Origin of the sequence: Priestia endophytica (assembly GCF_026790145.1) — a bacterium.
Classification (GTDB): Bacteria; Bacillota; Bacilli; order Bacillales; family Bacillaceae_H; genus Bacillus_I; species Bacillus_I endophytica_A.
Window position 1 is genome coordinate 141,862 of sequence record NZ_JALAMS010000054.1, and the last position, 22,858, is coordinate 164,719.

22 protein-coding genes and 1 other annotated feature are annotated in these 22,858 nt (G+C 35.9%); of the genes, 15 read left to right on the forward strand and 7 right to left on the reverse strand.

All coding sequences use genetic code 11. The annotated features are described in order from the left end of the window. Nucleotides 1-2: 2 nt before the first annotated feature. Together MOC86_RS25465 and MOC86_RS25470 are read left to right on the forward strand one after the other, a co-directional pair. Nucleotides 3-1,184 (forward strand): sialidase family protein, encoded by a 1,182-nt coding sequence (locus MOC86_RS25465; RefSeq protein ID WP_268586691.1) that lies wholly within the window; start codon nt 3-5, stop codon nt 1,182-1,184. A 15-nt stretch (nt 1,185-1,199) separates the two neighbouring features. Beyond that, nucleotides 1,200-1,946, forward strand: a complete 747-nt coding sequence (locus tag MOC86_RS25470; RefSeq protein WP_268586692.1) for an SDR family NAD(P)-dependent oxidoreductase — start codon at nt 1,200-1,202, stop codon at nt 1,944-1,946. A gap of 51 nt (nt 1,947-1,997) precedes the next feature. Here the strand turns inward: MOC86_RS25470 and MOC86_RS25475 are convergent, their stop codons facing one another. After that, on the reverse strand, nt 1,998-3,185 hold the full coding sequence (locus MOC86_RS25475; protein ID WP_268586693.1) for an RtcB family protein: 1,188 nt from the start codon (nt 3,183-3,185) through the stop codon (nt 1,998-2,000). Nucleotides 3,186-3,406: 221 nt separating this feature from the next. Here MOC86_RS25475 and MOC86_RS25480 point away from each other — a divergent pair, with 221 nt between their 5' ends. The 3 genes from MOC86_RS25480 to csaA all read left to right on the forward strand — a co-directional run bounded on the left by MOC86_RS25480 (nt 3,407) and on the right by csaA (nt 4,689). Next, nucleotides 3,407-3,823, forward strand: coding sequence for a YfmQ family protein (locus MOC86_RS25480; protein ID WP_419146686.1), 417 nt, complete (start codon nt 3,407-3,409; stop codon nt 3,821-3,823). 252 nt (nt 3,824-4,075) lie between these two features. After that, a complete protein-coding gene (locus MOC86_RS27570) occupies nt 4,076-4,216 on the forward strand; it encodes a hypothetical protein (protein ID WP_419146688.1) in 141 nt (46 codons plus the stop codon). A 143-nt stretch (nt 4,217-4,359) separates the two neighbouring features. Then, a complete protein-coding gene (csaA, locus tag MOC86_RS25485; protein ID WP_243519993.1) occupies nt 4,360-4,689 on the forward strand; it encodes a chaperone CsaA in 330 nt (109 codons plus the stop codon). 191 nt (nt 4,690-4,880) lie between these two features. On the opposite strand, the gene MOC86_RS25490 is transcribed toward csaA, so the two are convergent. Further along, nucleotides 4,881-6,356, reverse strand: a complete 1,476-nt coding sequence (locus MOC86_RS25490) for an L-lactate permease (protein ID WP_268586694.1) — start codon at nt 6,354-6,356, stop codon at nt 4,881-4,883. A 107-nt stretch (nt 6,357-6,463) separates the two neighbouring features. Here MOC86_RS25490 and MOC86_RS25495 point away from each other — a divergent pair, with 107 nt between their 5' ends. Continuing rightward, complete coding sequence (locus MOC86_RS25495) at nt 6,464-7,024, forward strand: helix-turn-helix domain-containing protein (protein WP_243519996.1); 561 nt, start codon at nt 6,464-6,466, stop codon at nt 7,022-7,024. Nucleotides 7,025-7,053: 29 nt separating this feature from the next. Here MOC86_RS25495 and MOC86_RS25500 read toward each other — a convergent pair whose 3' ends face one another. Further along, a complete protein-coding gene (locus MOC86_RS25500) occupies nt 7,054-8,004 on the reverse strand; it encodes a DMT family transporter (protein WP_268586695.1) in 951 nt (316 codons plus the stop codon). Nucleotides 8,005-8,110: 106 nt separating this feature from the next. Here MOC86_RS25500 and MOC86_RS25505 point away from each other — a divergent pair, with 106 nt between their 5' ends. Continuing rightward, a complete protein-coding gene (locus tag MOC86_RS25505) occupies nt 8,111-9,001 on the forward strand; it encodes an AraC family transcriptional regulator (RefSeq protein ID WP_268586696.1) in 891 nt (296 codons plus the stop codon). A gap of 29 nt (nt 9,002-9,030) precedes the next feature. Here MOC86_RS25505 and MOC86_RS25510 read toward each other — a convergent pair whose 3' ends face one another. From MOC86_RS25510 to MOC86_RS25520, 3 genes are read right to left on the reverse strand one after another with little or no spacing between them, the layout of a single operon-like run. Further along, nucleotides 9,031-9,381 carry a DMT family transporter gene (locus tag MOC86_RS25510; protein WP_268586697.1) on the reverse strand — a complete coding sequence of 117 codons (351 nt, stop codon included), beginning with the start codon at nt 9,379-9,381 and terminating at the stop codon, nt 9,031-9,033. 23 nt (nt 9,382-9,404) lie between these two features. Beyond that, nucleotides 9,405-9,734 carry a DMT family transporter gene (locus tag MOC86_RS25515; protein ID WP_268586698.1) on the reverse strand — a complete coding sequence of 110 codons (330 nt, stop codon included), beginning with the start codon at nt 9,732-9,734 and terminating at the stop codon, nt 9,405-9,407. Between the two features lie 11 nt (nt 9,735-9,745). Continuing rightward, nucleotides 9,746-10,285 (reverse strand): TetR/AcrR family transcriptional regulator, encoded by a 540-nt coding sequence (locus MOC86_RS25520; protein ID WP_268586699.1) that lies wholly within the window; start codon nt 10,283-10,285, stop codon nt 9,746-9,748. Between the two features lie 909 nt (nt 10,286-11,194). Between MOC86_RS25520 and abc-f the strand changes: the two genes are divergently transcribed. The 4 genes from abc-f (at nt 11,195) to MOC86_RS25540 (ending at nt 15,671) form a co-directional block, all read left to right on the forward strand. Continuing rightward, a complete protein-coding gene (gene abc-f / locus MOC86_RS25525; protein WP_268586700.1) occupies nt 11,195-12,823 on the forward strand; it encodes a ribosomal protection-like ABC-F family protein in 1,629 nt (542 codons plus the stop codon). A gap of 131 nt (nt 12,824-12,954) precedes the next feature. Next, nucleotides 12,955-14,097: an N-methyl-L-tryptophan oxidase gene (solA, locus tag MOC86_RS25530; RefSeq protein ID WP_268586701.1), complete on the forward strand. Its 1,143-nt coding sequence runs from the start codon at nt 12,955-12,957 to the stop codon at nt 14,095-14,097. A gap of 77 nt (nt 14,098-14,174) precedes the next feature. After that, nucleotides 14,175-15,059 (forward strand): Virginiamycin B lyase, encoded by an 885-nt coding sequence (locus MOC86_RS25535; protein WP_268586702.1) that lies wholly within the window; start codon nt 14,175-14,177, stop codon nt 15,057-15,059. A 99-nt stretch (nt 15,060-15,158) separates the two neighbouring features. Further along, the gene (locus MOC86_RS25540) at nt 15,159-15,671 is read left to right on the forward strand and encodes a small multi-drug export protein (RefSeq protein ID WP_268586703.1); all 513 of its coding nucleotides are present in this window, start codon (nt 15,159-15,161) and stop codon (nt 15,669-15,671) included. Between the two features lie 96 nt (nt 15,672-15,767). Here MOC86_RS25540 and MOC86_RS25545 read toward each other — a convergent pair whose 3' ends face one another. Next, entirely contained in the window at nt 15,768-17,108 is a 1,341-nt protein-coding gene (locus tag MOC86_RS25545) for an amino acid permease (RefSeq protein WP_268586704.1), read from the reverse strand. Nucleotides 17,109-17,225: 117 nt separating this feature from the next. After that, nucleotides 17,226-17,457 (reverse strand) — a binding site (T-box leader). A 232-nt stretch (nt 17,458-17,689) separates the two neighbouring features. On the opposite strand from MOC86_RS25545, the gene MOC86_RS25550 reads away from it, so the two are divergent. The 4 genes from MOC86_RS25550 to MOC86_RS25565 all read left to right on the forward strand — a co-directional run bounded on the left by MOC86_RS25550 (nt 17,690) and on the right by MOC86_RS25565 (nt 22,840). Next, entirely contained in the window at nt 17,690-18,853 is a 1,164-nt protein-coding gene (locus MOC86_RS25550; RefSeq protein ID WP_268586705.1) for an iron-containing alcohol dehydrogenase, read from the forward strand. A 356-nt stretch (nt 18,854-19,209) separates the two neighbouring features. After that, entirely contained in the window at nt 19,210-20,313 is a 1,104-nt protein-coding gene (locus MOC86_RS25555) for an ABC transporter ATP-binding protein (RefSeq protein ID WP_268586706.1), read from the forward strand. Nucleotides 20,314-20,455: 142 nt separating this feature from the next. Next, entirely contained in the window at nt 20,456-21,442 is a 987-nt protein-coding gene (locus MOC86_RS25560) for an SIS domain-containing protein (RefSeq protein ID WP_243520020.1), read from the forward strand. Between the two features lie 111 nt (nt 21,443-21,553). Further along, nucleotides 21,554-22,840 (forward strand): ABC transporter substrate-binding protein, encoded by a 1,287-nt coding sequence (locus tag MOC86_RS25565; RefSeq protein WP_268586707.1) that lies wholly within the window; start codon nt 21,554-21,556, stop codon nt 22,838-22,840. The last annotated feature ends 18 nt before the right edge of the window (nt 22,841-22,858 follow it).

Below are 22,858 nucleotides of genomic sequence, written 5' to 3' on the forward strand. Positions count from 1 at the left end.
ACATGAGTAATCAAACAACCATTACTTCAGATGGAAAATTAAAAGAGGTAACAGAAGGGTTAAAAAGAACAGAATCCTATTTACCTTCTGATTGCATTCAAAATCATGCAGCAAACTTGCTTGTTTTAGACAATGGAGATCTACTATGCACATGGTTTGCAGGAACACAAGAAGGAATTCCGGACATTCATATTTATATGTCTCGGTTAAAAAAAGGAGAAAGTTCATGGAGCAAAGCAGTTAAAGTATCAGATGATCCAACTCGTTCAGAACAAAATCCTGTGTTGTTTAAAGCTCCAGACGAGAAGATATGGTTATTGTATACAGCACAAAAGTCGGGAAATCAAGATACAGCTATTGTACGCTACCGCATCTCAGAAGATAATGGGTATTCATTTGGCCCTATTAAAACGCTATTTAATCAAGCAGGGACATTTATTCGTCAGCCAATTGTTGTGTTAGATAATGGTGAATGGCTTCTTCCTGTGTTTTATTGTCATACAACGAAAGGGAGGAAGTGGACAGGGCATAGAGATACAAGTGCTGTAAAAATTTCAAAAGATGAAGGGAACACATGGGAAGAATACGAAGTACCAAACAGCACTGGATGTGTTCATATGAATATTGAGAAGCTTGATGATGGAACGCTTTTAGCCCTATTTCGAAGCAGGTGGGCAGATTATATTTACAGCAGCTATTCAACTGATAATGGAAGAACATGGAGTGAGCCTAAAGCAACAGAACTGCCAAACAACAATTCTTCAATTCAGTTTACAAAGTTAACAAATGGTCATTTAGCTCTTGTTTTCAACAATATGAATGCTGAAAATTGCACTGAACGAAGAGCGTCTCTTTACGATGATATTGAGGATGAAGAAAGTGAAGAAAATGTAGTGACAGAAGCGGTAGAGGATAGTGGAGAGAGAGAAGCGTTCTGGGGAGCTCCTCGTGCTCCGATGACAGTTGCTATTTCAGAAGACAACGGTGTGACGTGGCCATTTGTGAAAGATATTGAAATTGGAGACGGCTATGCAATGACGAATAATTCAAAGGATAAGCTTAACCGAGAATATTCTTATCCATCGATTAAGCAAGGTAGTGATGGAGATCTTCATATTGCGTTTACGTATTTTAGGCAAACGATCAAGTATGTTCAACTTACTGAAGAAGAAATTAAACGATAAGTGGAGGAACTTGCGATGCTGCTAGAAAATAAGATAGCGATTGTAACAGGAGCGAGTCGTGGAATTGGGAAGTCCATTGCCTTAACGCTTGCTAAACAAGGAGCTTCTCTTATTATTCATGGAACAAATGTTGAACTTCTTGAAAATTTGGCAAATGAAATCCGATCATTAGGAAGAGAATGTATTGTAAAAGCGGGAGACGTAGCAGATCCACATGTAGCTCAAGAAGTTGTCAAAGTAGCTATTCATAGGTTTAGTCGAATAGATATTTTAGTCAATAATGCAGGGATGAATATGAGAACATCTACGCTCGAAATAGAACTTGAAGATTGGCAGCGAGTGCTTGACGTAAACTTAAATGGTACGCTCTATTTTTGCAAAGAGGTTTTACCTCATATGATGGAACAAAACGGAGGGAAAATTGTAAACGTTAGCTCAACAACGGCAAAAACAGCGCATAAAAATGCGGCACCGTCTTATGGAGCGTCCAAAGCAGCAGTAAACTATTTAACGATGCACCTTGCGTTAGAAATGTCCCCTTACAATATTTATGTTAATGCCGTATGTCCAGGTCCTGTTGAGACAGATATGAGCAGTCAATGGACAGAGGAATATCGTCAATCTGTAACAGGACGCATTCCACTTCAAAAATTAGGGAAACCGCAAAACGTTGCAGATAGCGTATTGTTTCTAGCTTCAGATATGGCTGACTTTATTACAGGAGAGACTATTAATATTAATGGTGGAACATATATGAATTAAAGGGGAAAAGGAGACTAGAATGCTAGTCTCCTTTTTTTAGATGTTTATTCTTTAATGTGCTTTAAAATTATAAAGCGGTTTAATTACTTCTTCAATGGTAAGCGCGTCTTTTGTATGCTCGATAATTTCTTCCATGGACTTATATGCCATTGGACTTTCATCTAGCGTAGATTCCACAACAGATGTTGACCAGACATTCTTCATTGTTGATTTATAGTCTTCAAAAGGCACGACTTGTTTTGCTTTTGTACGCGACATCAGTCTTCCAGCGCCGTGAGGACCAGAGTAGTTCCAGTCTGGATTTCCTTTTCCATACGCAAGTATACTTCCATCGCGCATATTCATTGGCACAATGACTTTCTCATCTTTTCGAGCGGAAATGGCTCCTTTTCTGAGAATCATATTGTCCATATCAATATAGTTATGAATCGTATCAAATCGCTCGGTGATGTTCCACTTCATATGATGAACGATTTCCTCAATCATAGCGCGACGGTTGTAAAGGGCGTAGTTCTGGGCAATCTTCATGTCATGCATATAATCTTCAAATCCTTGACCTTCTAGATAAGCGAGTGCTTTTCTGATGTTTGGGGTCGCGACTGCTTTTAAAGCATCTTGAATTTCAGCATGCCTGCCTTCTTTCTTTAGTTTCTCAACAAGCTCTCTTTTCTGTTCGCTTAAATCTGTTAATCTTTCATATGCTAGATTTTGGTAGTGATCGGCGATTTGTCTTCCGAGATTGCGGGAGCCAGAGTGAATGACAAGGTAAACATCACCATGTTTACTTTGATTAAGTTCAACAAAATGATTACCTCCGCCTAACGTCCCAATACTGTATTTTGCCCGATGAACATTAATTGGAGCTCGTACTTCATCGTATGGAATGGTATTTGATAAAACGTGTGGATTGTGACGCATCGCAAAGCCGCTTGGAACGTGTTTGCGGACCACTTCATCTAATTGATCATAAGATATTTGCTCCACTGTTACATTCAACTTGGCAACGGCCATCCCACAACCAATGTCAACTCCAACTAAATTAGGAACAATTTTATCTCCAATTGTCATTGTTGTTCCAATTGTGCATCCAGCACCTGCGTGAGTATCAGGCATAATGCGGATTTTATTATCTTTCACAAACTCTTGATCACAAAGTTCCACAATTTGTTCTCTTGCTTTGTTGTCTAAGTTAGTCGTGAATACTTTTGCTTTGTTGTACTTTCCGCTTAGTTCAATCATATTTTTCTCCTTTAAATGTCTTATTAAGAGGTTACTATATATTGGTATATTTTTCATCTTTTATTTTTATGAGAAGTTGATTGTTTCATGATGAATGAACGTTACCTTTGAGGGGGAAGGGCAGAGATGTCACGAATATGACAAAGATAAAAGGATGCCTGTATGATAAGATAAAAGATGTAAATATTACATGTAGTTGAAGTATAATGGAGATGATTAATGTGACCTGGTTTTTTATAATTTCATTAGTTGTAATTAGTTTAGTTAAAATAATAATTGCATGTCCGCCAAACTTTCTGGCAGAACGGCTTGTAGGAAAGTTCGAGCTTCATCCAAAGCTCGAAGAAAAAGATGTAATAATTCGTATAGGGGAAAGTCAAATAGAAGGGCAAGACAAAAACGAGGTTCTTCGCTCGTTTAACGAAGCCGTTTTTTTAAATCGCTATGATCTCTTTCCTAAAACAAATGGCACCCCTCTTGTGATTGAGACGAAAAAAGGAAGCAAGGATGTTACATTTCTAGTTTATCGCTATAACAATCATGTGGACGTTTTTAAGCAATATAAGAAAAGCACTGTTGCATATCGTCTTCTTTCAGATTGCTTACAAGAACCAAGCAGAGTAGAAGCTGCTTATTAAATAAAAAAAGACGTTCAACATTATCTTGAACGTCTTTTTTGTATTAAAGCTAAGTTTGATGTTCATCTTTTTTCATTCTTCGTTAGGTTTATGAGAGAAAGAAGGTCTTAAAACGATCTCCCTCTAGTCTTCCTTTTTTTATTTGCCCTTTATATGTTAAAATGTAATTATAAGGAAAAAGGGGTGTTGATCACAGTAGGCATGGACGTCGAAAAGAGAGAAAAAGAATTCGTTATTCAATGAGGATTAGCCATAATTCATATTCCTTTAAAAAAAATTACAGAAGTAACGGAAGATGAGACATATGGTGGGAAAGAAAAACAAGCAGTACGTATTGGGATGTCATATGGAACAACAGATCGAATTGTCATTAAAACCGTGAAACAGAATTAAATTCTGTTTACAACAAACAAATATAGACATTATCAATAAAGAAGAAAGCCAGTAAAAGTGGATTTTTTCACTTTATTACCTTATAAATATCCGGAATACTCTGTTAAATTAATAAAAACAAACTAAATCTTGGAGGCATAGCAATGGCAACAATCGAAGATTTCTTAAACTTAGATATTCGCGTTGGTACGGTTGTTAAAGCGGAACCGTTTCTGGAAGCTCGAAAGCCGGCAATTAAATTAGAAATTGATTTTGGTGAAATAGGAATTAAACGCTCTTCAGCACAAATTACAAAAAGATACGAACCAGAGCTGCTAATAAATCAGCAAGTAATTGCTGTTGTTAATTTTCCTCCTATGCGAATTGCTGGTTTTAAGTCAGAGGTACTTGTTATAGGTGGCGTACCTGAAGAAGGTGATGTGGTTTTATTAAAGCCAGATCAGCCTGTAAAAAACGGTACGCCTATTGCTTGAGCATTAAAAAATGAATTTCTACGAGAACAGGAACAAAATAACTTTCAAAAAAACCTGCAGCTTTGCTCACAAGCAGGTTTTTTCACTTATCTTTTAAACTGTAGTGCTTGTATGTCACACTAATGTACACCTTATTTCCTAAACTTTTAAATAATCCATACTATGGCATAATTTCAACTCACTATGTATTTTTAAATACATAGTGAGAAGAGAAAAATTTCAAGAACTAAAAAACTTAACGTTCCCCCTATTATGAAAGTCATTTTCCTTTGAATGATATTCTCCTGTTTTCCAACTTTGCACACAGAAGTGCTTAATGTAACTCTAGGTGGGTTCATCATAGTAATCATTGAAGAACTTACATTTTGAGTACAGGCTGCTAAAAGGGGCATGGAGCCAATTTCAGCAGCTGTTTGGGTTTGTAACTTAATAAACATTGTATTTGAAGCTGTATTACTTCCTGTTAAAAATCCACCGACAGCTCCAATAAAAGGAGAAAGATAAATAAAATATGCTCCAAATGAGTAAGCAGCAAAGTTTGAAAGAATATGGATCATTCCGGATTCAGTCATAATTTCTGAAATGAAGATAAATAGAAATGTCGCAAGAACAACTGGAAAACATTTTCCAACACTTAATTTTAAACTTTCTAAGATGTTTAGTATTGAGAGTTTAAAAAGAATGGTTGCGAAAATACAGCTCAAAATAAGAAAGAAACCTGGAGAATATAACAATGGAAGCTCAAAATCATAGTTTGCCATTTTAATATTAAAGGTACTATTTAAGTTTTCTTGAAAACTAGGAATCATTCTAGAAGTGAGAAGAACAAAAGTTAATAAAAGATAAGGGCTTATATTTTTAATAAACGTTAACTTTTCTGTAGAAGAAATATCAGGTGTTTTATTTCGTAGTTTAATGAGTGAAAACACAATAATTATTGTAATAAGTGAGCCGAATAAGCCTGCAAGTTCAACGCTTATATACTTATTGCATACGAAAATACTACTACTGAGAACTAAGCTAACAAAAATAATTTCGGGTAGTCTTTTTAGAACTTCCCTTTTTCCAGCGGCAATTGTACATACTAAAATAGCAAAATAGATATAAAGGGGGAAAGACATCAAGGCACTTCCTACACCAAGCATATCTAAATCTACATCGCTTAGCTCAGCGCCGATAATCGTTCCTAAAGCTAGTGTTCCCCAAGGTATTGCGCATAAGCTAATTAAAGATAGAAGAGAAGCTTGAATACCATTAAAACCTAAGGCAAGAAGAATAGGAGCTATTACAATAATAGCTAGACCAAACCCGCTAACAGATTCTATTAAAGGAGATAGTCCTAATGATAAGATTAATACTTGGTAAATTCGGTCGTTTGTTGATAGAGAGATAAAGAATGCGATTTTTTTTACAGCCCCTGCTTTTTCCATAAGATGAAAAAGTAAAATACCAAAGAATAAAATGTAGAGAATCATAAAGGTTGTTAAAGAAGTTTTAACCATAGGATGTAGCAACGCTGTTGGACTCTTATGAAAGAATGGAGATAGGGCAAGCAGAGCTGTTAAAATAAGAGTGAACACGCCTGTGAAAATAGAAGACTTTTTGAATAAGAAAAGAAGCGACAAGATACTAAAAAGGGGAAGAAAAGATAAAATAATCTTGAGCATAATAACACTTCCTATCTGTTTTTATACTATAGAATAAAATATTACACTATAGTATAATTGATTTCTACCCTTATTTTTGAAAAAATTGTGTAGAAGGTGTGATAAAAATGGGTTTTGGAACAAATATAAAAAATATGAGAAAAAAACAAAAGATGACCCTTCAAGAGCTTTCTGCGCAAAGTAATGTGAGCGTTTCGATGCTTTCACAAATTGAGCGAGAAGAAAAAAACCCAACGCTTCAAGTAGCTTGCCAAATTGCGGAGTCATTACATACAACATTATCGTTCCTTATTGAAGAGCAACAACAAAAGGAAACGATCACAATAAGGAAAAAAGAACGTCTTATATACCGTGATGAACAGTCAGGATTTGAGCGACATTTATTATCGCCATCACTCCCTTCAAAAGGAGTGGAATTTATTTTAAATGTTGTTCCCCCGTTTACGGAATCGGGAACTTTTCCATCACATAAAAAAGGGGTAAAAGAATATATATTTGTAGCTAAAGGAACATTAAAGGTTGAGTTAGGGAACGGTGTGTTCTTAGAAGAGTTAAAAGAAGGAGATTCTTTTTATTTTGAAGGAGACATAGAGCATCGATTTATTAATGAGAGGGAAGAAGAATGTCATTATTATTTAGTAATTGATTCATCCAAAGGCACCTTTTAAAAGGTGCCTTTGGGTGATGAAGCATTACGTTAGCTAATTTTTGAGCTAACTTTTGTTTGAGATTTTTTTAATTTAGAATGAGTTTTGCTTCCAAAAGCTAAAATAAACACAACTCCTATGATGCAACATGCACCAAGCCATTGAAACGTTCCAAACGGTTCTTTTAGCCAAAAGACGGTTGTGATGACAGCTGCTAAAGGTTCTAAGCTGCCTAAAAGGCTCGTTTCTTTTGGAGAGAGAGATTGTAAGCTTTTAATATAAAACCAAAAAGCAATCATTGTTCCGAACACAATAATAAAAGCTAGATATAAATAAGTTTTTAATGTGAAGGATGTCCACGCTGCTGCCCATAAAGGATGAATAAAGTTTAAAGCAACTCCACCTATCCCCATTGCCCATCCTACCACAACAAGAGAATCATACTTCTTTAAAAGCGGCGCTGCATATAAAGTATAAAAAGCAGCGGCAACTCCAGATAACACACCCCATACGATAGCTGGAACAGGGACATACATTTGAGAAAGAGACCCGTTTGTTAATAAAAGAAAAGAGCCTAAAAGAGCTAGCAAAACGGTTATCATATCATTCATGGTGAAAACGGTACGCTTTCGTAAAAGAAGATATACAATAATCATCACAGGTGATAAATATTGAAGCAGCGTTGCAGTAGCCGCGTTTCCATAATTAATGGCTGCCATATACGTATATTGAACACCAAGCATCCCCAAGAGTCCAAAGATAATAAGATGAAGAGCTGCTTTTTTATCTTTCCACACTTTAAAAACTTCGCGCGAGTTTTGCGTCACAAATTTAAGACTTAAAAGAAGAAGTCCTGCGATAAGTAAGCGAATGACTACAAGCCAATTCACATCAATATTATATTCTTGAAAAATTTTCTTAGAGACCGTTCCGCCAATCCCCCAAAAAATAGCTCCTGTTATAACTAGAAATAACCCTATTTTTCGATTTTGTTCGTTCATTATATCTCTCCTATCTTTATATCACGATATTGTTATAATAAAAGAACAAAAAGGTTAGGAATACCGATATAGGATTGAAAAGTATAACAATATTGAGGTGACCTTATTGAAAGAGAGAAGTTTTCAGATTGATGTAAATTTAAAGGAAATTACAAAACACCGTACAGAGACATTGCCTATTGCATGCTATGAAACAACCATTAGAGAAAATATAAACGGTTATATTCCGCTTCATTGGCATGAAGAAATTCAGCTTGTTGTTGTGCTAAGGGGAGAAGCCGTTTTTCAAATTAATGAAAATCAAACATCTGTCAAAGAGGGAAATGCTCTTTTTATAAACAGCGGCTGTTTGCACATGGCAGAAGAAAAGAAAGGGTCAAACTGCGTCTATATTTGTTTAAATGTACTTCCGCATTTATTTTTATCCCAAGAGCTTTATACAACGTACGGTTATCCATATGTCAAAGCCCCTCATTTATCGTATATTTTTATAGATAGAACAAAGGCATGGGGGAAAAGTATAATAGAATCGATTTTAAAAGTTAAAGAGCTTCTGAATGAAAAAGCTCCTTTCTTTGAGATCGATATTGCGACTCAGTTAACAACAATATGGAAAAACTTAGTTTCTCATGCTTTTCAACAAAATCACCCTAAGACAAATACGCTGAAGAATGAGCGTATGAAAAGGATGTTGAACTGGATTCACGAGCACTACAAAGAGAAAATTACATTAGATGATATTGCTAGATCAGGGCAACTCAGCCGCTCTGAGTGCTGTCGATATTTCAAACGAATTTTACACACAACTCCAATCAGCTATATAACGGAATATCGGGTACAAAAGAGCCTGCTCTTATTGCTAGAGGAAGAAGCGAGTGTGACGAATGTGGCGTATGCGGTAGGTTTTAATAGTACGAGTTATTTTATTGATCAGTTTAAGAAAATGATGAAGATCACGCCTTTTGTTTATCAACAAGAGAGAAGGGGAAAACAGTGATATAGTGTAGTATTAAAAAAGCCATCATCTTAAGCCGATGATGGCTTTTCTTCTTCCTTACCAGAACTAGAAGAGTTTAATAAAACTACGCCTATGATGATCACGGCCAAACTTATAAATGTGCTACTGTTAACTGCGTCTTTGAAAAAGATGATGCCAACAAGTGTAGTTAATGCAGTACCAGCACCAGCCCAGATGCCATATCCAAGGCTTAGTGAAATGTATTTGAGAGAAAGAGATAAAAAATAAAAAGCGAGCGCAAACCCTACTATAACCCCAAAGGAGGGAAGTAAAAAAGTAAACCCATTAGATAACTTTAGCATGCTTGTTCCAAAGACCTCGCATACAATGGATAGAGCTAGAAAAATATATCCTTTCATTCTAATTCCTCCTCCGCTATGAATCAATGAGCTTGACCTGTAGAGATTTTTAAAGCGATAACACCACAGATAATAAAAGCTAATCCGATTCCTTTTTTTAGATTAAAATGATCTTTAAAAACAACTACGCCGACAAGTGTAGTTAAAGCAGTACCAGCGCCAGCCCATATCGCATAAACCGTTCCTATAGGAAGAGTGCGAATGGCTAAAGAGAGAAAGTAAAAGGCTGATCCCATTCCTGCTACAACTCCTATCGAAGGCAAAACCTTCTTAAATCCTTCTGACTTTTTGAGCATTGTACTGCCAAAAACTTCACAGATAATCGCAAAAGCTAAAAGAATGATAGCGTTCATGTGAATCCTCCTTACTTTGTCATTTTATATAATTTTTCAAACGTTTCATTTTTTAACTCTTTTTCAATTGGAGCAATATCGAGCAACTGTGAATAATAAAGACCGTCTATCGTTAGGCGAATAATAGCTCCTATAACAGGGTCTATTCCATCGTTTAACAGTCGATCTTGAGCATATTCATAGCTTTTAACCATTGTTTTAGAAGCTTCTGGATTTAAAAGGGACTGAGCGACCACTGCCACATTAAGCTTTGAGTTATTTTCAAGATCCCATCTTGATAGCTCAATGTAAGATCTAGACCATTTTCCTTTTTCAATGGGATCTTTCTCTGCTTTTTCATCCAGCAACAGTGTAAATTCCTCAAAAATAGATTGGGTCAAGCCAACTAATAAATCTTCTTTACTTGGAAAATGATAAAGAAGCCCACCTTTACTAATGCCTGCTTTTTTAGCAACTGCTTCAAGCGTTAAATTGTGAAAATCATGTTCAAGAATCCACTCTGTAGCCGCGTTTAAAATAAGCATTCGTTTTGCTTCAGATTTTGTAGTCATAAAATCACCTCTATAAAACCGTCCAGACGGTCTTTTTTGTTCTTTGACAATTATACCGTCCAGATGGTCTTTTTTTCAAGCTTAAAGTTTATGAAAAGAATAAACCGTCCTTAACCATCTTATAAAAACGCTACTCAAAGAAAGAAGGAACAGAACGAAAGGAAAGCGTATGTTTTGGAAAAGTTAATGAGAGAAAAGAAACAATATCTTTTACTTGAACCCTTGGTAAAGATTCATAAAAATTTGTAGAAAGAAGCCAGTTATTAATATAAATTACCTTATTCAGCTTTCCCCATTTTTTAAAAAATCCTAAACAAGATAACAAACCCTTTAGTCCTTGCTTCATTACTTTGTTATTTAATAAATAAGGCTCTTCTTCAAGGAATAGTGAGAATCTCTTTTCATAAGAGGAAGAAGATATGCTTTAGCATGCTCTCCATTGGTGTATTTTTTCCACTTCAATAAATGAATATTTTCTTTTGCGTATAATGTAGGATTAGTCAAACTAAAGGCTCCTTTAAAATGCTACACTTAACATGTAGCAAAGTTCTAAGCATTATAGTGTATTTTATATATGGTAATAATATAGAATATTTGCGTAACTACGTTCATTATAAAAACGGCTAATGACTCAAAAGTAAATACACGGTTTTATCTCTTATAAATGTATGCTATACTTACAGTAATAATATGACAAGGAGTGATGGGTGGACGATGATTAACTAATCTTATTTTTTAAAATTTGAAATTAGATATTTCAAATGACACAAAATAGGATTAGTCTGCCCACTTTTATAACTCTTTAGCTATTTTACAGTAGCTTATTTGTCTATGTATCGGTACGGCTAATCCTTCCAATTAATTTGGGAGGATTTTTTTGTCCTCTCATTATAGAAAGGGACGGATTTTATGAAAGAAATGTTGAAATTGCAGAATGTAAGCTATGAAGTGACGGAAAATAACCTGTTTGACAAAATCAATGGAACGGTTCATGAAGGGGAAGTAATCGGGATTATTGGTAAAAATGGAGCGGGAAAGTCTACATTACTAAACCTGATTCATCAGCAGATACAGCCAACAAAGGGGCATATTCAGTGGCTCGAAAAAAATATAAATGTTGTGTTTGTTGAACAGGAAAAGGAAGCATACACTTCGACCTATGAACTCCCATTACAACGAAAACTTTTAAACGAATGGAGAGTGCCGCTCCATGATTTCTCAAAATTAAGCGGTGGAGAAAAGTTAAAAGCGAGCCTTGCACATGGGTTCGCAGAAGAGAGCGACCTTTTATTGCTCGATGAACCCACAAACCATCTTGATAAAGAAAGTTTAAATGTTTTACAAAGTAAAATTGCTGCTTATAAAGGGACAATTCTTCTTGTTTCCCATGATCGTGCTTTTTTAGATGATGTGGTAACTAAAATATGGGCTATTGAAAACGAACAACTTATTGAGCACCACGGAAATTACTCCAGCTATATGAAAATGCGAAAAGAAAGAAGACGCGCTGAGCAGCGTGAATATGAAAAACAGCAGAAAATGATTGAACGGATTGAATCTCAAATGGATGAACTTTCTTCATGGTCAAAGAAAGCACATGCTGAGTCCACTAAAAAAGAAGGCTTTAAAGAATATCATCGTGTGAAAGCGAAAAGAACGGATTCTCAAGTGAAGTCGAAAAGAAAACGACTTGAAAAAGAGTTAGATAAAAAGAAAGTGGAGCGTGTCGAAGATGAATATACGGTTCAGTTTTCTATTTCTTCTCACCATAAAGTTGGAAAACGCTTTTTAGAAGTTAAAAAGCTAACAAAAGCATTTAACGAAAAGATATTGTTCCAAAATGCGAATTTTACGATTCAGCATGGAGAGAAAGTAGCGATTATAGGAGAAAATGGAAGTGGGAAAACAACATTGCTGAAAATCATAATGGGAGAAGAATCAGCAGAAGGAGACATATGGATATCGCCATCTGCTCATATCGGCTATTTAACACAAGAAGTATTTGACCTGCCTCTTGCACAAACACCAGAGCAACTTTTTTACCGGGAAACGTTTGCCGAAAGAGGTGAAGTTCAAAACTTAATGAAACACTTAGGTTTTATGTCTTCACAGTGGAAAGAACCCATTGAAAAGATGAGCATGGGGGAGCGCGTGAAATGTAAGTTAATGATGTATATATTAGAAGAAAAAGACGTGCTTATTCTCGATGAGCCCACAAACCATCTTGATTTACCATCGCGTGAACAGCTTGAAGAGACGCTATCTCATTACAACGGTACGCTTCTTATTGTTTCCCACGATCGCTATTTTCTTGGGAAAACAACAGAGACGAACCTCTTATTAACAAAAGGAAACATTCAAAAACAATTCCATAAAGTGCCCGAAAAAAGAGACAATAGAGAAGAATTGAAGTTAAAACTTGAAACGGAAAGGCAAGAAGTATTAGGGAGACTTAGTTTTATAGCTCCAGGACATAAAGAATATGAGGAACTTGACCAAAAATTTAAAGAGTTAACAAAAAGAATTTTAGAGCTTTAAATCAAAATAGACTATAGCAAAAAAGTAGAAGAATATTTAGTTCTTCTGCTTTTTTGTTATAATAGAGAGAATATTCTATACATACATCTTATAATCAACTAAAAACCGATAAAAAAGGAGGAGACATCACTATGCATTATGACATCATTATTATTGGAGCTGGATCCATGGGAATGGCAGCGGGCTATTACTTAGCAAAAAGCGGAAAAAACACATTATTGCTTGATGCATTCGATCCTCCACACACAGAAGGAAGTCATCATGGAGAAACGAGGATTATTCGCTATGCATATGGTGAAGGAGAAAAATACGTACCCCTATTATTGCAGTCTAAAAAGCTGTGGGCTGAACTTGAAAAAGAATGGGGACAAACTTTATTTACGAAAACAGGTGTTTTAACCCTTGGTCCGAAAGATTCGACATTTGTCCAAAACGTCATTTCAAGTGCCAAAACCTACGATTTACCACTAACCGTTATGACAGCTAAAGAAGTGAATGCAAAGTGGAAAGGCATTTCAGTTAATGAACATTTAACAGGATGCTTCGAGCCAACGTCAGGCGTTCTTCATAGTGAAAGATGTATTGAAGCATATCGTAAGCTTGCAGAGGAGGAAGGAGCGACTCTTTTATCATATCGCAAAGTGATAAATCTTACAGTAAGTGAGGAACGGGTGACAGTAGAAACGGATAATGAAACGTTTACTTCTGAATCTCTTATTGTTTCAGCAGGAGCTTATTCAAATGAGCTGCTTTCTATGCTTCATTTAGACTTACCGCTACAGCCGATTCGCAAAACATTTGCTTGGTTTAATAGTGATGAAGAAATATATAACGAAAGAGCGTTCCCAGCCTTTGGTTTTGAGACGGAAGAAGGCATGTATTACGGTTTTCCGAGTATTAACGGGGCGGGGTTAAAAGTAGGCCGTCATGATACAGGACATCCTGTAGACCCTAATGATCCGTTAAAAGAATTTTCTACATATAAGGAAGATGAGCAAGATTTAACAAACTTTTTAAAACAGTTTATTGTGCAGGAACCAAGCTTAAAGTATGGCAAAACGTGCATGTATACGATGACCCCTGATGAAGATTTTATTGTAGACTCTCATCCGAACTATCCAAATGTTGCAATTGCTGCTGGATTTTCTGGACACGGATTTAAATTTAGCAGTGCCATTGGGAAAGCGCTAAGCGAGCTCGTAACAAAAGGAGAGACTGAGCAAGATCTTTCGCTATTTTCACTAGAGCGGTTTGAAAAGAAAAAACTCGTGTGAAGCACTGTTTCATACAGGAATTCTTTCCTTTTATGAAGAAGCATGTAAGAAGCTATACATAAAAAGGAGGGTTCCTTATGAAGATGAGATATAACGAGTACAACCTTTCACTCGAAAACTCAGGTCCTTATGGAATTACGGTAGGGACGGATGGAGAGTTGTGGTTTACGCAGCATAAAGCAAACAGTATTGGACGGATTACGCTAGATGGACAGCTTACGTATACAAAAGTTCCGACCGCTGATGCAGGTGTATTGCTTATTACGTCATCATATAATGATGAACTATGGTTTACAGAAAATAAGGGAAATAAAATTGGGCGCTTAACATCTGAAGGAGAGATAAAGGAATATCCTCTTCCACACGAAGACTCAGCTCCATTTGGTATTACAAAAGGACCTGATGGTGATGTATGGTTTACAGAAACAAAAGGGAACCGGATTGGGAAAATTGCCTCGTCAGGAGAGATTACTGAATATAGCTTACCTGCTGGGGCTACTTTTCCGTCGTATATTGTATATGGTGCTGATGGGGCACTGTGGTTTACATTAAATCAGAGTAACCAGATTGGAAGAATTACGGTAGCAGGAAATATAACACTATTTGATTTGCCGACAGAGAACGCCGGTCCTGTTGGTATAACAGGGGGGCCTGATAACGCCCTATGGTTTGTTGAAATCAATGCGAATCAAATTGGACGCATCACCCTTGATGGAGAAATTTCAGAATATAAAATTCCTACATCACATGCTCGTCCACACGGCATTGCAAAGGGTCCTGATGATGCCCTATGGTTTACGGAGTGGGGAAGAGACCAAATTGGGCGCATTACAACAGAAGGGGAGTTTAAAGAATATCAACTTCCAACAAAAAGTGCTGAACCACATGGTATTATCCTAGGGTCTGATGGGGCGCTATGGTTTGCCCAAGAATGTAATAAAATAGGTCGATTAAGTTTTTAGCAAGAAAAAGAAGTTCAAAAAATGAACTTCTTTTTTTTGAAAATGGTTTGAACCTCTCCTCACGTCACCTTTTATACTGAAAACTGTAAGATTTACCTATTGAAAAGGGAGGATGGAGGAGATCGATTGGTTGAAGAAATTTTGTATAGAATTAAAGAAATGCAGTTAATGTATCGTTTTGGGATGATTTTTTTGATTGGATTTATCCCATTTCTTGAAGCTCATGTAGCAGTTCCTTTAGGAGTTTTATTGGAGTTACCATTCGTTTTAACCGCATTTTTAGGTATTGGAGGAAATATTATCTCCGTGTTACTTGTTGTCTTGATTGTTACTCTTATTAAGGATAAATTAAATCACCATGACCGTTATCCTTCTATAAACAGACGGTTTGCAAAAGCAAGACATTACTTTGATAAGTATGGAGTACCTGGTCTAGCGCTTTTAGGTCCAATTGTTGGAGCTAATCATATTAGTGCACTAGTATCTGTGGTAGCAGGTGCGAGAAAAGAAAATATAGTGCTGTGGCAAGTCATAAGCATCAGCGTATGGGGGATAGGCAGCGGGCTTTTACTTTTCTATGGAATAGATGCCTATCAATGGTTAAAAAACTAGCAAAAAAGCATGGACATAACCACCATGCTTTTTTGCTAGTTATAAAGAACGGTCTACTTAATAAATAATTATATGAAGTAACACTTTCACAATACCTTATTGAATTTGATGTAGTTTGAAAAAATACGTTAAAGTAATCAAAAGATAGATAGCAAGGGTGATACTTGTAATAATAAAAGAAGTTGTAAAAATAACGCCAACTAAGATTAAAAGCAAAGCAATAACCGCAACCCACGTTGTGTAAGGAAACCATTTCACATGATAAGAGTTAACTTCAAATGAATTCTTACGTGACTTCACATGAGCAAGACCAATGATTAACCAAATAAATAGAACAGTATATCCTAACGAGCCCATTAAGTAATCAAACGTTTTACTTCCTGCAACAAGGGAAATGATTACTCCTACATATAAAGAAGAGGTACATGTTAAAATTGCATAAACAGGAACTTTTCTTTTTGATAGTTTAGCAAATACTTTTGGAAGGCGACCATCAACAGCTTGTGTATATAGAACGCGAGATGAACCGTATAACCCTGAATTCATAGAGGAAATAATAGCAAGTAAAATGACCGCATTCATAATATGATCTGCACCAGGAATTCCAATCATTTTAAATACCATTACAAACGGACTTTCTTGAACACCATTTACTTCATTCCAAGGAATCAAGCTGACGATAATAAAAAATGGAAAAATGTAAAAGGCAATAATACGTGTTAACGTACTGCGAACCGCTTTTGGAACCACTTTCTCAGGATTTTTAGTTTCTGCTAACGTAACGCCGATAATCTCTGTTCCTCCGTAAGAATAAATAACAACAAGCATTGCTGTAATTAAGCCAACAGAACCATTCGGGAAAAATCCATCATGCTTTGTTAAATTTGAAAATCCAACTGCTTCATGACTGCCAAATGATACGAATAAAAGCAATACACCTGCTAAGATAAACAAGATAATAACGCTAATTTTAATCAAAGCTAACCAATACTCTGTTTCTGCAAAAACTTTTACAGAAAGTAGATTTACAACAGTAACTAGTACAGAAACAAGTAATGTCAAAAACCAAATTGGATACTGTGGAAACCAATATTGTAAGAATATTGCGGAAACTACAGCTTCAGCTGCAATGTTTAGCACCCACATCTTCCAATAAATCCAGTCTAAGAAATAAGCGGGATATTTGCCTAAATGAGACTGAACAAGATCACGAAATGTTCTTGCTTTATTGTTTTGTACCGCCATTTCAGCGAGACCTTGCATAATGAATAATAAAATAATGCCTCCAATAAGATATGCAATAACAACAGAGGGACCTGCCATATCAATGGCTGAACTGCTTCCTTTAAATAAACCTGCCCCGATAGCTCCTCCTAATGCCATCATCATAATATGACGAGAAGTCATTGTGCGTTGTAAATTCTGGTTGTCTCTCATAACACTTACCTCCACTTTTCCATAATCAAGCTTTCTAATATCTCAATATTTTATTCCGGCCGGATAACGTTTTAAAAAACAAAAAAGCTTATCGTCTCTTTTCTCATTTTGAATGAAAAAAGAGACGATAAGCTTCTTAGGCAAACCGCGGTACCACTCTTGTTGATTCTTTTCGAATCCTGCTCGTATACCTTATAACGTAGGTTATTCGTCAAAATATAGGGGATTTTCACTCCGTTCTATCTTGCTGCTCCTGGGCGAGTTCAAAGCGTTTATAGACTGCGTTGCACCAACCCGCAGCTCTCTGAATCTATGAAAAACTTTTACTACTCCCATTCATTGCGTTTATACATGTAGTTGTGTTTGTTAGGTCTTTCGAATTAATAATCACTATAAAGGACGAATTATTTTTTGTCAACAATCAATTTTCAATAAATTCTCTTAAAAGGGTATGTTTAAGATGTTCCACGTGGTTTTAAATTTTATTTTTTTCAATTGTTAAAATGTGCGTTAAAAGGGAAAAGAGTAGAACAGTAGAAATAAAAAGGAAACACTTTGTTTACATAACAGGAGGAATATAAATGGAATCATACAGCTATTTTTGTTCGACGCGAATTGAAATGGGAAATGGAATTTCACGAAAACTACCACAGTTGTTGGTATCTCTAGAGATTGGTTCTTCAATCTTGCTTGTAAGCGATCCTGGAGTTATTCAAGCAGGACTTGTAACGCCGATTCAACACGATTTAGAAGCTTATGGCTATCGTGTTTCAGTCTTTGATTCTGTCGCACAAAACCCTCGTTTTGCTCATTGTGTAGAAGGAGCGAGGCAATTTCAAGATTTCACAGCTGATGCCGTTATCGCTGTTGGAGGAGGAAGTGCAATGGATACGGCAAAAGCCATTGCACTGTGCGGAAAAAATGGAGGAACGCCAACGGATTATGCTGATGGAAAGCGAAGCTACGAAAATATAGCGCCGCTTATTTGTGTTCCCACAACAGCTGGAACAGGATCAGAAGTAACACGGTCGTCTGTTATTACAGAAGCAATAACACATCGTAAAATAACGTTAAAACATGAGATGTTGCGTCCTGTTTTAGCTGTGCTTGATCCAGAATTAACGTTTACGGTTCCTTCTTCAGTAACGGCTGCAACAGGAGTTGATGCTCTTGTTCATGCCATTGAAGGATACACATGTAAAAAAACAAACCCTATTTCACAAGCGCTAGGCGCGAGTGCAATGAAAAAAATTGTTTCTTCCTTGCCGCTTGCATATGAAGATGGAAGAAATAAAGAAGCTCGATTTCACATGTTAGAAGGCAGTTTACTTGCAGGTCTTTGTTTTGGTTCTTCTGATGTAGGAGCTGTGCACTGCTTGGCAGAAGCGCTTGGTGGTCTTTATGATACCCCACATGGAATAGCAAATGCGGTTTTTCTTCCTTACGTCTTAAAATTTAACGCTGAAGAAAATAAAAAAATGCATGCTGATATTGCACGCTATATGCTTTTTGCTGAAGATAATGATAAGGATGAAGTTGCAGCCGAAAAGTTGATAGAGGGAATTGAACATTTTACAAGAAAGCTAGATATTCCAAAGCTAAAAGACTTACCCCATGTACAAGAAAAAGATTTTACTCACCTTGTGAAACTCGCTGTACAAAACGGTTCAACGAGTAGCAATGTTCGAAAAATAACGGCCCAAGATTATCAAAAAATACTAGAAAGAGCGTATAATCAAATTTAAAAAAGGGAGTCGTTTTTCAAAGCGACTCTTTTTTTACTGAACCTATTTTGAGAAGAGAAGGCAAAAGAGCATTTTATTTTTTTAAATGATGAATATTTACATTTCTCACAACCTCTCCTATAATAGGTTCATGGAAACGTTTACAAACTGAGATTAAGGAGGTTTTGTCTTAAATTTAAAAAACATATAACACAGTTTGGATATTTTTTGTTATGATACTTTACACAGTTATTTCTCCTTAAACGATATTTCATTAAGATAGTGAGTAAGTTAGAGAACCTATTTTTAAGGAAAGTAACGAAAAAGTAGGAATGTTTTAAAAGATATCTGAATATTCAGAAGGGTAGTGATTTGATATGGCTGTTTTAGATTTGGAGAAGGTTCAAAAGGTGTATGACAAAAAGAATATTGCCGTACAGGACTTTAATCTTCATATTCAAGACAAAGAGTTTATTGTTTTTGTTGGACCATCAGGATGCGGCAAATCAACAACTCTTAGAATGATTGCAGGGCTAGAAGAAATTTCAAACGGAGATTTCTACATTAATGGAGAACGAATGAACGATGTTGCTTCAAAAGACAGGGACATTGCCATGGTTTTTCAAAATTATGCTCTTTATCCACATATGACAGTTTATGATAACATGGCTTTTGGATTGAAATTGAAAAAGGTAAAGAAAGAAGAAATTAAACGACGTGTAAATGAAGCCGCTAAAATTTTAGGATTAGAAACCTATTTAAATCGAAAACCAAAAGCGCTTTCTGGTGGACAACGTCAGCGTGTTGCTTTAGGACGAGCTATTGTACGAGACGCAAAGGTTTTTCTGATGGATGAGCCGCTTTCTAATTTAGATGCAAAACTAAGAGTGCAAATGCGTGCTGAAATTATTAAGCTTCACCAAAGATTGCAAACAACAACAATCTACGTTACACATGACCAAGTTGAAGCAATGACAATGGCTACTCGCTTAGTTGTCATGAAAGATGGAGTAATTCAACAAATAGGAACTCCGCAAGAAATCTATCATCATCCTAAAAACGTATTTGTTGGAAGCTTTATTGGTTCTCCTGCTATGAATTTTTTCAAGGGGATGATTGAAGACAGTTATTTTATTGTCGGAAAAACGAAAATGAGAATTCCACAAAGCAAGTTAGAAATGTTAAAAGCTCGAAAGTATGATAAAAAAGAAGTCATTATAGGTATCCGCCCAGAGCATATTGTTTATAGCGATGTTCAGCTTGAAAATACAGCCAAAGTAGCGGCAAAGCTAGAAGTCGTAGAGATGCTTGGAGCAGAGTCTATTTTATATACACATATAGAAGATCAATCTTTTGTAGCTCGCGTAAATTCTCCAAAAGAATTCACTATAGGGGAGACAATTCATTTTCATTTTCAGTTAGGAAAAGCTAGCTTCTTTGATGTTGATACAGAAGAGTGTATTAGCGACCATAAATATTAGTATCAAATAGAAAAAGGAGATTTAAAGATATTTTTAAATTTTCTGATAAATATATTGACGACTGAGTCTTTAAAGCTTAATATAACAATATATAACAATATATAATGTTATATATCTTAATAAAAATTAGAGGAGTGAAAGTATGAGTAGAACTGTTGTAAATGTAAAAAGTGATGTGCAAGCGGTGTTAAATGAATTAGAAAACAAAAACATTCGAAACATTTTCTTTGTAGCATGCGGAGGATCTTCAGCCATTATGTATCCAGCAAAATATGTACTAGATCGGGAAGCTACAACCCTTACTTCAGACTTATACAGCTCAAATGAATTCATTCATCGTAACCCTCGACAACTAGGAAAAGAATCTCTCGTCATCTTATGCTCCATGTCTGGCACAACTCCTGAAACAGCAGAAGCAGCAACGTTTGCTAAAAGTAAAGGAGCTTACGCTGTTGCACTAACAAACGAACCAACTTCTCCACTTGCTCAAAATGCAGATAGCGTAATTAAATATGAGTGGGGCAATGATGTTGATGCATTTGAAACAAATCTAGGTGTTCTTTATCAACTTGTTTTCGGTGTTTTATCTGTTGTAGAAAACAACGAAAAGTTCGCTAAAGCTGTTTCTTCTCTAGAAAACTTGCAATCTGTTTATGAAAAAGCACTTCAATATGAGAAAGAAAACGCAAGAAAATATGCTGAAGCCAACAAGGAAGAACCTGTGATTTATACAATGGCAAGCGGTGCAAACTATGGAGCGGCATACTCTTTCAGCATTTGCATTTTGATGGAAATGCAGTGGATTCACTCACATGCTATTCATGCAGGGGAATACTTCCATGGACCGTTTGAAATTATTGATGAAAATGTACCATTCATGATTTTACTAGGCTTAGATGAAACGCGCCCACTTGAAGAAAGAGCTCTATCTTTCTCAAAACGATACGGTAAGAAACTGACTGTACTCGATGCAAAAGAATATGACCTTTCAGGTATTGACGAAGAAATGAAAGGTTACATTGCTCCACTTATTTTAAATCGTGTCCTCAGACAGTATGCAGAGGAACTAGCAGAAGCACGCAATCATCCTTTAAGTAAAAGACGCTACATGTGGAAAGTCGAATATTAAGTTAAACATACTGAAAAATCTGTATATTTTACTTACGAGTTATACTATAATGTTTTATAACATTATAGTATAACTTAATAGTATATGATCTTATTGAAGGAGGGATAAGAAATGAAAAAGACAAAAGTTATGTTACTTTTGCTTTTAAGTTTTGCACTTCTGCTTGGTGGATGTTCTAGCAAAGAAACAACTTCGGAGTCAGAGAATGGAAAGACGGTGTTAACATTCTTTCATAGATGGCCAAAAGAGCCAGAAAAAACATACTTCAATGACGTTGTGAAAGAATTTGAGAAACAACACCCTAATATTAAAATTAAAACAGAAGCTGTTTTAAATGATTCCTACAAAGATAAGATTAAAGTCATGACTGGAACAAACAACCCGCCTGATATTTATTTCTCTTGGAGCGATGAATTTGCTCGCCAATTTGTACGAGGAAATAAAGCTTTAGATTTAACGTCTTACTATGAAAAAGACGCCAAATGGTCTTCTCAACTCGTCCAATCCCAAGTTAAACCGTACACAGTAGATCAAAAAATTTACGGTGTTCCTGTCACAATGGACGGAAAAATGTTTTTCTACAACAAATCAATCTTCGAAAAATTGAATTTAAAACCACCCGCAACATGGGATGAACTTATCAACGTATTAAAAGTATTAAAAAAGAATGGATATACGCCATTACAGTTTGGTAGTCAAGACACGTGGACAATTTCTCACTATGTTGGAACATTAAATGAGCGTATTGTAAAAGAAAACGTGCTTGCAAAAGATTATAAAAGTGAGACAGGCAAGTTCACAGACAAAGGCTACATACAAGCTCTCGAAAAGTTTAAAGAACTAACCCCTTATTTTAATAAAAATACAAACTCGATTGATCATGAATATGCAAGACAGCAATTTTCAAATGGAAAAGCAGCCATGATTTTTGCTGAAACAGCAGAGATTAAGCTTTTTGGACCAATCAAGTTTGAATTAGGCATGTTTAATTTCCCTAAAGTAGAAGATGGAAAAGGAAATCAAACCAACTTAACAGGAGCACCAGAAGGATTTATGATTTCTTCTAAAACAAAGCATCCTGAAGAAGCAATGGAATTTCTTAAGTTTCTAGCTTCTAAAGAAATGGGAGAGAAGCTTGTCAAAGATGTTGGGAAATATAGTGCTGTACAAAATACGGCAAATAGTGAAAATACAACGCCAGAACAGCTTGATGCTGTAGATAAGATCTTAAAAGCAGAGGAAATGGCGCCATGGTTTGATATGGCGATTGATAGCCGTATTGCGGATGCGTATTTAACAGGAACACAGCTTATGTTAAACGGAGATAAAACACCAAAGCAAGTAATGAAGGATGTGCAAAAAGCAGCAAATAGCGTGCGTGCGGAATCTAAAAAGTAAAGGAAGAGTTACTCTTCC

Bases quoted from the DNA above. Each gene is read 5' to 3' on its own strand.
- MOC86_RS25465 (WP_268586691.1), top strand. From the start codon at position 3: ATGAGTAATCAAACAACCATTACTTCAGATGGAAAATTAAAAGAGGTA.
- MOC86_RS25470 (WP_268586692.1), top strand. From the start codon at position 1,200: ATGCTGCTAGAAAATAAGATAGCGATTGTAACAGGAGCGAGTCGTGGA.
- MOC86_RS25475 (WP_268586693.1), bottom strand. From the start codon at position 3,185: ATGATTGAACTAAGCGGAAAGTACAACAAAGCAAAAGTATTCACGACT.
- csaA (WP_243519993.1), top strand. From the start codon at position 4,360: ATGGCAACAATCGAAGATTTCTTAAACTTAGATATTCGCGTTGGTACG.
- MOC86_RS25490 (WP_268586694.1), bottom strand. From the start codon at position 6,356: ATGCTCAAGATTATTTTATCTTTTCTTCCCCTTTTTAGTATCTTGTCG.
- MOC86_RS25495 (WP_243519996.1), top strand. From the start codon at position 6,464: ATGGGTTTTGGAACAAATATAAAAAATATGAGAAAAAAACAAAAGATG.
- MOC86_RS25500 (WP_268586695.1), bottom strand. From the start codon at position 8,004: ATGAACGAACAAAATCGAAAAATAGGGTTATTTCTAGTTATAACAGGA.
- MOC86_RS25510 (WP_268586697.1), bottom strand. From the start codon at position 9,381: ATGAAAGGATATATTTTTCTAGCTCTATCCATTGTATGCGAGGTCTTT.
- MOC86_RS25515 (WP_268586698.1), bottom strand. From the start codon at position 9,734: ATGAACGCTATCATTCTTTTAGCTTTTGCGATTATCTGTGAAGTTTTT.
- MOC86_RS25520 (WP_268586699.1), bottom strand. From the start codon at position 10,285: ATGACTACAAAATCTGAAGCAAAACGAATGCTTATTTTAAACGCGGCT.
- abc-f (WP_268586700.1), top strand. From the start codon at position 11,195: ATGAAAGAAATGTTGAAATTGCAGAATGTAAGCTATGAAGTGACGGAA.
- solA (WP_268586701.1), top strand. From the start codon at position 12,955: ATGCATTATGACATCATTATTATTGGAGCTGGATCCATGGGAATGGCA.
- MOC86_RS25535 (WP_268586702.1), top strand. From the start codon at position 14,175: ATGAAGATGAGATATAACGAGTACAACCTTTCACTCGAAAACTCAGGT.
- MOC86_RS25545 (WP_268586704.1), bottom strand. From the start codon at position 17,108: ATGAGAGACAACCAGAATTTACAACGCACAATGACTTCTCGTCATATT.
- MOC86_RS25550 (WP_268586705.1), top strand. From the start codon at position 17,690: ATGGAATCATACAGCTATTTTTGTTCGACGCGAATTGAAATGGGAAAT.
- MOC86_RS25555 (WP_268586706.1), top strand. From the start codon at position 19,210: ATGGCTGTTTTAGATTTGGAGAAGGTTCAAAAGGTGTATGACAAAAAG.
- MOC86_RS25560 (WP_243520020.1), top strand. From the start codon at position 20,456: ATGAGTAGAACTGTTGTAAATGTAAAAAGTGATGTGCAAGCGGTGTTA.
- MOC86_RS25565 (WP_268586707.1), top strand. From the start codon at position 21,554: ATGAAAAAGACAAAAGTTATGTTACTTTTGCTTTTAAGTTTTGCACTT.